Here is a 9727-nt window from a genome sequence, read left to right on the forward strand (position 1 = left end):
CGCGCCGCGTCCGCGCCCGCGCCGCGTCCGCGCCCTCGCCGCATCCACACCGCGCCCGCGGCCCCGTGCGCCACGAACGCGACCACGATCAACTGCCACAGCCGCAGTACGTCCAGGGCCCACGCGACCGGTACGGACGCGACCGCGACGGCTCGCAACGCGTCCATCTCGGCCTGGGTGCCGCGGAGCGGCAGTCGCTGCACGATCACGCCGGCCGGCAGCCCGATCAGGATCCACGCGGTGTACTGCGCGACGGTGATCAGACTGACCTGGAGGCTGCTCGCGTCCAGGCCCTGGAGCGCCACCAGCGGCAGCACGACCGTGGTCACCGCGTCGCCGACGTGGCTGATGGTCGAGGCGGTCCAAGAGCGCCGGAACGCGCCCGCCGAGGGTGGGTGCCGGGTCGCTTCGTCACCCGTGCTCGTCGTCGTGTCGCTCATTCGCGTCCCCCGGGATGCCCGGCCCGTCGGGCGGCCCGGTCCGGGTCCGTCGGACCGACAAATGAGTAACCAATAGAAACTCACTATAGTGGGCAGGTCGAACCAGGCAAGGCGAGGGCACATGCGATACACGGATCTGGCGGATGCCGACTGCGCCATCACCCAGGCGCTCGGCATCGTCGGCGACTGGTGGACCCTGCTGCTGATCCGCGATGTCGCGGCGGGCGTGCACCAGTTCGGCGCGCTGCACGAGCAGGTCGGGATCAGTCGCAAGGTGCTGGCCCAACGGCTCAAGGCGCTGGTGGAGCATGGGGTGCTGGAAAAGCGGCTCTACCACCCGCACCCGCCGCGCTACGAGTACCACCTCACCGAATCCGGCCGCGGCCTGCTCCCCGTCCTGGTCGCCCTACAGAACTGGGGCGGGCAACACGTCCTGGGCGACGGCACACTCACCGCCACCGGCGAAGCCGACTCGGCCGAGGCCCGTCAGGCGCACGCCCTGGTCGGCACCCGGTTGCCCGCACTGACGCTGCGCACCGCCGCCGCCGAGCGCGTCGACCCGATCGCGGCCACCGCGTGGACGGTCCTGTACTGCTTCCCCGGCGCCTACGCACCCGGCCTCCAGGGTCACCCACCCGGCTGGGACGAGATCCCCGGCGCGCCCGGCTGCACGCTGGAATCGTGCACCTACCGCGACCGGCTGGGCGAATTCACCGACCGCGGTGCCACCGTGCTCGGCGTGAGCACCCAACGCCCGGACCAATTGGACTCGTTCGCCCGGCACGCGAACATCCCGTTCCCGCTGCTCTCGGACGCCGACCTGGAACTGGCCGCGGCACTGCGGCTGCCCACCTTCCGGGCGGCGGGCGTGGATCGGCTCAAGCGGCTGACCCTGCTCCTGGACGACACCCGCACCATCCGCGGTGTGCTCTACCCACTGCCCGACCCGGCCGGCTCGGTGCAGGACGCGCTCACCCTGATCGACACCCGCGAACCCCGGGCAACCGGGCACGGACAACACGTCGATCGTTAGTACGTCGCGCGTCCACCCGCCGAAACCGCCGGTCCCGGTCCCATCCCGCCGGGGGCGCCGAGCGGCGTTTCCCCTACCCGGCGACCACCTCCGACCCGTTACGCGCGACCGACGCGCCGGCCCGCCGGGTTTTGCCCGATGGTGGTCGAGTTCGGTGAAATCGGCGTGTTCGAGGGCGGATGTGGGAAACAATGCGCCCGATGGCGGGTCCGCGACGACGCGGTGTGGGGTGGGCGAATGTGCGCCGGTCGGCCCGCCTCGGCGGCCACGACTGCGGGGGTGGGTGTGGAGGCAGAGCTGATGACATTGGCGGCATCGGGCGCGACCACGATGGTCGGACTGATGGTGTCGGAGTCCTGGGCGCAGGCCCGGACCCGGATCGCCGCCCTGTTCGGCCGTGGCGACCCGGCCCAGGGAGTCCTGATCGAACGCGAACTGGAGTCCTCCCAGCGCGAGTTGTCCGTGGCCCGGGAGGCCGGCGACGACCTGGTGATCGCCGACGTGGAGGCGGAATGGCGCACCCGGTTGCGCCGCCTGCTCCGTACCGATCCGGTTGCCGCCGCCGAACTGCGCGCGCTGCTCGACGAGTTGGCCCCACTCTTACCGGAGGAAGCAATGGGCACGGTGCACAACACGATCAGCGGCGGAACCCAACACGGCCCGGTCGTCCAGGGCCGGGACTTCTCCGGCCTGACCTTCGGCACACCCGGCACCGCGCCACCGCCGACCACCCCGACGCCGGACGACCCCGAACCGCGCCGCTGACCGCCGTCCGCGAGTCACGAGCCACCGTCCGTCCCCGGCCCGCCCGGGCAGTCCGGTGTCGCCCTACAGCCCCATCCGCGCCACCTGCACGGACAGTTCGGCGGCCGAGGACACCACCGCCGCCACGTAGTGCGACACCTGCTCGTCGGGCACCCGATGGGACAGCGCGGCGATGCTGACGGCGGCCACCACGTCGCCGTCCTCACGGCGCACCGGAGCGCCGATGCCCAGCACGTCCGGGTCGAGTTCGCCGCGCGCCACCGCGTAACCCCGGGTCCGGATCTCCGCGAGTCGCGCCCGCAGCCGCTCGGGATCGGTCACGGTGGCGTCGGTGAAGCGGGGGAGCGGGTGGGCCAACAGCAGGTCGAGCTCGGCCGCGTCCGCCCAGGCCAGCAGGGTCAGCGCGGCGGCGCCGGCGTTGACCGGCAGCACCTGGCCGCGCTCGTAGGACAGCCGCAACGTGTGTACCGCCTCCTCACGTTCGAGGCAGACCACCGTGTCGCCGGCCCGACGGGTCAACAACACCGGCTGACCGACCGCACGGGCCAGCGTGCGCATCACCGGACGGGCCAGCTCGGACAGGCCGACCCCCTTGCGGGCCAGCCGGGCCAGGTCCAACACCCGGGGACCGAGCCGAAATCCGGAGCCGCCGTCGTTCTCCTCCAGGAAGCCGTTGGCGGTCAGGCTCTGCAGATAGCGGTACGCGGTCGAGCGGGCGACGCCCAGGTGTTCGGCGACCTGGTTCGCGGACAGCGCGAGGCGGTCGTCGCCGAAGAGCAGGAGGATGTCCAGGGCGCGGTCCGCGGTCGAGTTGCGTCCGCGATATCCCTGGCCGTTTCCGGCTTCCCGAGGAGTGCTACCTGACATGCGGGAAACCTACCAGTTGTCGCCGCGCGCTCCCGGCGCGCGTCGGGCGTGGGCGGACCGGGCTCACATCGAGGCCGGCAACAACTGCTCCGCCCAGATCGTCTTGCCGTCGCCCGTGTAGCGGGTGCCCCAGCGCTGGGTGAACTGGGCGACCAGGAACAGCCCGCGCCCACCCTCGTCCGAGGTACGCGCGTGACGCAGCCGAGGGCTGGTGCTGGTGGCGTCGGAGACCTCGCAGATCAGCGTCGCGTCGCGGATCAGCCGCAACCGGATCGGCCCCGACGCGTAGCGGATCGCGTTGGTGACCAGTTCGCTGACCACCAACTCGGTGGTGAACGCGATGTCGTCCAGCCCCCACTCGGCGAGCTGCCGGCCGGCCAGGGTGCGGGCCTCGGCCACGATCGCCGGGTCGGCGGGCAACTCCCAGGACGCCACCTTCGAGGAGTCCAGGGTGCGGGTGCGGGCGATCAGCAGGGCCACGTCGTCCGGCGGCGGATTGTGCACCAGCGTGTCCAGCACCGAGCGGCACAGCTCGTCCAGCGGCCGGTCCGCCTCGGCGAGCGCGGCGCGCAACCGGTCCATCCCGGTGTCCACGTCCCGATCACGCGTCTCGACCAACCCGTCGGTATAGAGCACCAGCAGGCTGCCCTCGGGCAGTTCGAACTCGGCGGACTCGAACGGCAGGCCGCCCAGGCCCAGCGGCGGCCCGGCGGGCAGATCCAGGAACTCCACCGCGCCGCCGGGGCGGACCAGGGCCGGCGGCGGATGCCCGGCGCGGGCGAACGTGCACAACCGGCTGACCGGGTCGTACACCGCGTACAGGCAACTGGCGCCCAGCGCGGTGGTGTCCACACCGCCCTCGCCGGTGCCCTCCTCGTCGACGAAGCGGATGACCAGGTCGTCGAGATGGGCGAGCAACTCGTCCGGCGGCATGTCCAGGTCGGCCAGCGTGTGCACGGCCGCGCGCAGCCGGCCCATCGTCGCCGCGGCGTGCGTGCCGTGCCCGGCCACGTCGCCGACCACCAGCGCGACCCGGGCGCCGGATAGCGGGATCAGGTCGAACCAGTCGCCGCCGACCCCGGCCCGGTCGTCGGCGGGCAGGTAGCGACTGGCCACCTCGACCGCGGTCTGCCGGGGCAACCCGTGCGGCAGCAGGCTGCGTTGCAGGGCCAGTGCGGCGGCGTGCTCGTGGGTGAAGCGGCGCGCGTTGTCGATGCACACCGCGGCGCGCGAGACGAACTCCTCGGCCAGGATCAGGTCGTCGCCCTCGAACGGGTCCGGGGTGTCGCGGCGGAAGAAGTGCGCCACGCCCAGGATCGTGCCGCGAGCCCGGATCGGGACGACCATCATCGAGTGCAGGCCCACCAGGCGGGTCCGGTCGGTGGACACCTTGTCCTGGGCCAGCCAGGGCAGGATCGCCGGGTCCAGGACCGGTTCCAGGACCGCCTTGCCGTCGACCAGGCAGCGGGCGCCGGGGGAGTTGGGGGCGACCGGGGCATGCTCGCCGATCCGGGCGATCGACTCGGCGGGGACACCTGCCACGTTGCCCTCCCGGCCCTCCCGGCCCTCACGTGCCGAGCGCTGCCCGAGTCGGATCAGCTCCGGGTTGTCCCGGCGGACCGGGCCGGGCGCGGGTTCGATCCCGCCGAGCACCGGTTCCAGCAGGTCGACCGCGACGAAGTCGGCCAGATCGGGGACCGCGACGTCGGCGAGTTCCTGCGCGGTGCGGGCGACGTCCAGTGTGGTGCCGATCCGCGCCCCGATGTCGCTCAGCAGCGCGAGCCGCTGCCGGGCCCGCCAGCGGTCGGTCACGTCGATGACGAGGTAGCACACGCCCGCCGGGGTGCCGGAGCTGTCGTCGAGCCGGAAAAACGAGGTGGAGTACGCGTGCACGTGGTCCGGGTCGCTCGCGGTGCGGCCCTGGTATTCGTGGTCGATCAGCGGGACCCCGGTCTCCAACACCTCGCGCATGCGCTTCTCGATGGTCTCGGCCGGCAGCCCGGGCAGCACCTCGCTCAGTCGTCGGCCGATGCGCAGCGCACGCGGGATTCCTCCATTGCGTTCGAGCTGGTCGTTCAGCCACACGCAGCGCAGTTCGCGGTCGACCACCGCCATGCCGACGGGTGCCCGGTTGAGCAGGTGGTCGAGCAGCGCTCGATCCGCGCCCCACGGCACGGCGGACCCGTCGGCCGCGCCGTCGTCGGCCCCGGGGGTGTTGGGTGTGCCCATTGAACCCTCCTGTTCCTCCTCATTCCATGGTCGCGCGTTTGCCGCTCAGTGCAGATCGGCTCCCGCGCCCGGCGTCGACCCGGCCGATCCCGGCGGAGCGGGCCGAGTCCCCGGTCGACGGGTCAGCATCAGGGCCACGTCGTCGGCCCGCTCGGTCAAGCGGCCCGCGTCGCGCAACATCCCGTCCGCCAACTCGGCCAGGCTCGCGTGCGGGGTCCGCGACAACGACGCGCGCATCCGGTCGATGCCCCAGTCCAGGTCGGCACCGACATCCTCGACCAGGCCGTCGGTGTACAGCGCCAGGACCGAGCCGGGTTCCAGGACCAGTCGGGTCACCGGATACTCGGCGACCGGGTCGACGCCGAGCAGGGTGCCGCCGGCCACGTCGAGCACCCGCGTGCGTCCGTCCGGGCCGCGCAACAGCGGCGGCGGGTGGCCCGCGCGAGCCGCCTCGACCACCCCGGTGGCCGGGTCCAGCTCGAGGTAGCAACAACTCGCGAACAGGCCCGGGTCCAGGTCGGCGAGCAGCCGGTTGGTGCACCGCACCACCTCGTCCGGCCGCTGCCCCCCGGTGGCGAACGCCCGGACGGCGCTCCGGAGTTGGCCCATGGTGCCGGCGGCGGCCACGCTGTGCCCCTCGACGTCGCCGATCACCAGGCCGACGCCGTGCTCGGTGTCGATCACGTCGTACCAGTCGCCGCCGATCTCCATGCCCTGGGTGCCGGGCAGGTAGCGGGCCACCACCTCCAGGTCGGGCAGGTTCGGCAGCCGGTGCGGGAGCAGGGCGTGTTGCAGGCCGCGGGCGACGGTGAATTCCGCGTCGTAGAGCCGGGCCCGTTCCAGCGCCTGGGCGATCAGGCCGCTCAGCGCGGTCAGTACCGAGCGCTCCTCGGGGGTGAACGCGTGGTGCCGGTCGAAGCCGAGGATGCAACTGCCCACCGGTCGGTCCGAGGCGATCAGCGGCAGGAACGCCCACGCGGACATCTCGTCGAGCGGGATGCCCGGATACGCGCCGGCCAGTTCCTCGGGCGATTCGAAGAAGATCGGTACGCCGCGGGTGAGCGCCTCGACGCCGGGCAGCGAGGCGTCCAGCGAGGCACCCTCGAACCGGTCCAGGAATCCCTCGGGGTAGCCGGTCTGCAGGGCGAGGAAGAAGCGTTCGTCCCGGACGATGTAGATCGCCAGCTCCCGGCCGCCGAACGCGGGCAGGATCTGGTCGGCGACGACCTTGCACACCTCGCCGACCGAGACCGCCTCGGTGAGCGCCCCGGCCATCTGGAGCACGTGGTAGATCGCGCCGAGCCGGGGCGGCTCGGCCTCGATACGGTCGGCGCCGGCCGCCTCGGCCCGATCGTCGGCGCCGGGCGGCGCGCCCACCGGGACCACCTTGCCGGTCAGCCCGTACGGGTCGGGGTAGAGCGAGAAGGCCAGCCAGCGATCGTGTGGGGTGCGGGCCAGGAAGGAGCCGGGCTGCTGGGAGAGCATCGCCGCCCGGTAGCGGTCCTCGTAGGACGGGTCGGCCAGCCAGGGCAGGGCTTCCCAGGGGGTCCGGCCCAGCACGTCCTCCGGCCGCACGCCCAGCAGGTCCCCCAGATGGCGGCTGGCATAGGTGATCCGGCCGCCCGGGTCGAGCGCGAAGACGCCGTCGCGCAGTCGCTCCACCGCCTCCGCCGCGGCGGCCCCCGCGCCCAGGTCGAGCACCGCGCCCACCAGGTGCCGAGACTCGCCGGCGGCCTCCTGGTCGGGGACACGGCCCCACACCTCCAACGGCCGGCCCGCGCCGTCGGAGCCCGCCACCTGGAAGCGCCAGGCGAGCACCCGGCCGGTGGCCACGGCCTGCCGCGCGGCGTCGCGGAACTCGTGCCCACCGCCGGAGATCACCCGATCGGCCAGGGTCGTCGCGCGCTTGTCGAAGGTGGCCGGGTCGACGCCGAACAGCTCGCACAACTCGCGGTCCGCGTCGAAGGCGCCGGTGGCCACGTTCCAGTCGAACAGGCCCACCCGGACCAGCGGGAACGCGTTCGCGGGCAACAGGGTCACGGTGGGCGGGCCGTCGTAGTCGACTGCCGCGCCGCGGGCGATCCGTGCGCCGAGCGCGTTCCCCAGTCGTCGGCTCGCCGCACCCAGACTGCGCCGCCGCGAGGCGGGCAGGCCGCGTCCGGGGGAGGCGGGCCACATCACGCAGACCACACCGAACGTCTCGGTCCCGGCGCACACCGGCGCCGAGGCGGACGCGTAGGCGTAGGGCATGCCCAGGGCGAGCTGCGGGAAGCGCCGCATGGTGTCGCCGTCGTCGGCGAGGAAGACGGTGCGGCCGGTGCGATACGCCTCCGGGGCGGGCAATGCGCCGGTCACCGGGACTCGGCTCCACGGCGCGAGCAGGGAAAGCGCCAGTCCGGCGACCTTGGTCAGCACCAGGGAGCGCCGATCGGGTGAACGCAGATAGACCACGCCGGCGTAGGCGCCGGTGCCGCGTACCGCGCTGTCCAGGCAGGCGGAGCAGTCGGCCAGGAGCGTGTCGCGCTCCCGGTCGAGGTGGGCCTCGTCCGGCACCGCGTGAGGGGGGCCGGGTCCTGGCCCGGCCTCGGGCGTCCCACCGGTCATGGGCGCCGCCCGGGTCCGGACGACGGGCGTCTTCGTACCGCGCGGTGCGCCGGACGCTCCGCTGCTTGCGCGCACATATGTCACGGATTACGCCTGCCGGGATCCGATGTCAAACCGGCTGATTATGCGTGTATCAGGCATTTTGTCGTGACGGCCGGGCGCACCGTCGCTGGGTGTGCCCACCATGCCTGCGCCGGGCCTGACGGGCTGCGACATACGGGTGAAACCGGGGTGGCGCGGTGTGTGTCGCCGCAGTGCCGACGGCCGTGGCAGGCACCGTCGAAATGTCCCATCTTCAGGCGATGCAACCTGATCCGACCGCGTGTCCCGTCCTCTTCGTGGAGCCCATCGTGATGCCATCCCCGTGCCACCGTCCGTCCACCCGCGCCCGGCGGCCGATCGTCGCGGCGATCGCGCTGGGTGTCGCCACGATCGCCGGCACCGGCCTGGCGCACGCGCTGCCGATGGCCCCGGGGGACAACGGCGACGTGAAGGTGCACCAGAGCACCACCTCGCCGACGGATCAGAGCAACGAGCCCAAGGTGTGCCTGTTCAACCTGGCGGCCTTCAACTTCGACACGCTCCAGTCGGTCACCTACACGATCGTCGCGCAGCCGGCGAACACCGAAGGCACCCTGCTGGGCGGCACCATCACCCTCGTGGACGGGAACGGTCACACGCCGAACCTGTCGTTGCCCAACGGGCAGTACAAGCTGGTATGGACCTTCGAGGGCGAGCACGGGGCCGGCAAGCAGAAGGTGTTCAAGGTCGACTGCCCCGCCGGCACCACCACAACCGGCGGTACTACCACCGGCAGCACCGGCGGCCGGCCGATGGGCAGTGTCAACGCCGGTGGCGGCGGCGGGGATTCGCACTTCGACGCGGGTGAGGTGACGGCCGGCGTGCTGGTCGCGGGCGCGGCGCTCGGTGGCTTCGGCCTCTACCTCGCGCGTCGTCGCCGTGCCACGGGCGATGGGTCGAACTGAGCCCGCGCCGGCGCAGCGCACGCGGCGCTCCGGCCCGGTCGCGGCCGGGGCGACCGCGTTGGCCGTCGCCGTCGGACTGTGGCTGGTCCAGCACGGTTCCGGGGACGGCACGGTCGAGCGGCCGCCGGCTCCGGACGCGGCTCGGGCGTCGGCCCACGCCCGGGTCCCCAACGACGCGGCGCACCGGGTGGACGCCGCGCCGCTGAAGGCGTCCACGCCCACCCGGATCAGGATCCCGGCGATCGGCGTCAACGCGCCGATGAGCGCGCTGGGCACCGGTCCGGACCATCGGCTGGCCACCCCGCCGGTGGGCAACAAGAACCTGGTCGGCTGGTACCGCGGCGGCGTCGACCCCGGCGCCCGGGGAAACGCGATCACCGTCGGCCACGCGGACACCCGCTCGGGCCCGGCCGTGTTCTTCAAGCTGGGCCTGCTCCGGGTGGGCGACCGGATCGAGGTGCAGCGGCGGGACCGTCGCACGGCGGTCTTCACGGTCGACGCGCTCCGGTCCTACGCCAAGGACGCCTTTCCCGACGACGTGGTCTACGGGTCGACCGAGGCCGCCGAGTTGCGGGTGATCACCTGTGGTGGTCGATACGACAAGCACACCGGATACGCCGCGAATGTTGTGGTCTTCGCGCATCTGACGGGCAGCCGGTAGGGCTGCTCGACCCGTCCGCGATCAACGACCCGCACCCGCCGTCGCGCGGGGCGGGATCGGCGCGGGGGTACACCCGGTGGTCCCGGATACCGTTCGCACCCGAAGCGGGGCCCCCCGGGGCGATGATACACACCCGGGTGCG

Annotated in this window: 7 protein-coding genes and 1 pseudogene; 4 read left to right on the forward strand and 4 right to left on the reverse strand. The window is 72.9% G+C overall.

All coding sequences use genetic code 11. From position 1 onward, the window contains the following. Positions 1-440, reverse strand: a pseudogene (locus tag ACFXMF_RS42070) (hypothetical protein); the annotation flags it as partial. A gap of 121 nt (positions 441-561) precedes the next feature. Here ACFXMF_RS42070 and ACFXMF_RS42075 point away from each other — a divergent pair. Continuing rightward, positions 562-1473, forward strand: a complete 912-nt coding sequence (locus ACFXMF_RS42075; RefSeq protein WP_379991570.1) for a winged helix-turn-helix transcriptional regulator — start codon at positions 562-564, stop codon at positions 1471-1473. A 300-nt stretch (positions 1474-1773) separates the two neighbouring features. Continuing rightward, entirely contained in the window at positions 1774-2238 is a 465-nt protein-coding gene (locus ACFXMF_RS42080) for a hypothetical protein (protein WP_379991569.1), read from the forward strand. Between the two features lie 63 nt (positions 2239-2301). On the opposite strand, the gene ACFXMF_RS42085 is transcribed toward ACFXMF_RS42080, so the two are convergent. The 3 genes from ACFXMF_RS42085 to ACFXMF_RS42095 all read right to left on the reverse strand — a co-directional run bounded on the left by ACFXMF_RS42085 (position 2302) and on the right by ACFXMF_RS42095 (position 7887). Then, a complete protein-coding gene (locus tag ACFXMF_RS42085) occupies positions 2302-3105 on the reverse strand; it encodes an IclR family transcriptional regulator (protein ID WP_360309077.1) in 804 nt (267 codons plus the stop codon). 63 nt (positions 3106-3168) lie between these two features. Further along, the gene (locus ACFXMF_RS42090; protein ID WP_379991568.1) at positions 3169-5334 is read right to left on the reverse strand and encodes a SpoIIE family protein phosphatase; all 2166 of its coding nucleotides are present in this window, start codon (positions 5332-5334) and stop codon (positions 3169-3171) included. Between the two features lie 45 nt (positions 5335-5379). Further along, complete coding sequence (locus tag ACFXMF_RS42095; RefSeq protein WP_379991567.1) at positions 5380-7887, reverse strand: SpoIIE family protein phosphatase; 2508 nt, start codon at positions 7885-7887, stop codon at positions 5380-5382. 404 nt (positions 7888-8291) lie between these two features. Here ACFXMF_RS42095 and ACFXMF_RS42100 point away from each other — a divergent pair, with 404 nt between their 5' ends. Then, a complete protein-coding gene (locus tag ACFXMF_RS42100; RefSeq protein WP_379991571.1) occupies positions 8292-8924 on the forward strand; it encodes a hypothetical protein in 633 nt (210 codons plus the stop codon). After that, entirely contained in the window at positions 8911-9585 is a 675-nt protein-coding gene (locus ACFXMF_RS42105) for a class F sortase (protein WP_360309072.1), read from the forward strand. The genes ACFXMF_RS42100 and ACFXMF_RS42105 overlap by 14 nt, the downstream gene beginning before the upstream one ends. The last annotated feature ends 142 nt before the right edge of the window (positions 9586-9727 follow it).

This window comes from Embleya sp. NPDC059213 (assembly GCF_042754445.1).
GTDB lineage: Bacteria > Actinomycetota > Actinomycetes > Streptomycetales > Streptomycetaceae > Embleya.

What these genes read in the sequence shown, in the direction of transcription:
- ACFXMF_RS42100 (WP_379991571.1), top strand. Translation starts at nt 8,292, where the DNA reads ATGCCATCCCCGTGCCACCGTCCGTCCACCCGCGCCCGGCGGCCGATC.
- ACFXMF_RS42080 (WP_379991569.1), top strand. Translation starts at nt 1,774, where the DNA reads ATGACATTGGCGGCATCGGGCGCGACCACGATGGTCGGACTGATGGTG.
- ACFXMF_RS42075 (WP_379991570.1), top strand. Translation starts at nt 562, where the DNA reads ATGCGATACACGGATCTGGCGGATGCCGACTGCGCCATCACCCAGGCG.
- ACFXMF_RS42085 (WP_360309077.1), bottom strand. Translation starts at nt 3,105, where the DNA reads ATGTCAGGTAGCACTCCTCGGGAAGCCGGAAACGGCCAGGGATATCGC.
- ACFXMF_RS42090 (WP_379991568.1), bottom strand. Translation starts at nt 5,334, where the DNA reads ATGGGCACACCCAACACCCCCGGGGCCGACGACGGCGCGGCCGACGGG.
- ACFXMF_RS42105 (WP_360309072.1), top strand. Translation starts at nt 8,911, where the DNA reads ATGGGTCGAACTGAGCCCGCGCCGGCGCAGCGCACGCGGCGCTCCGGC.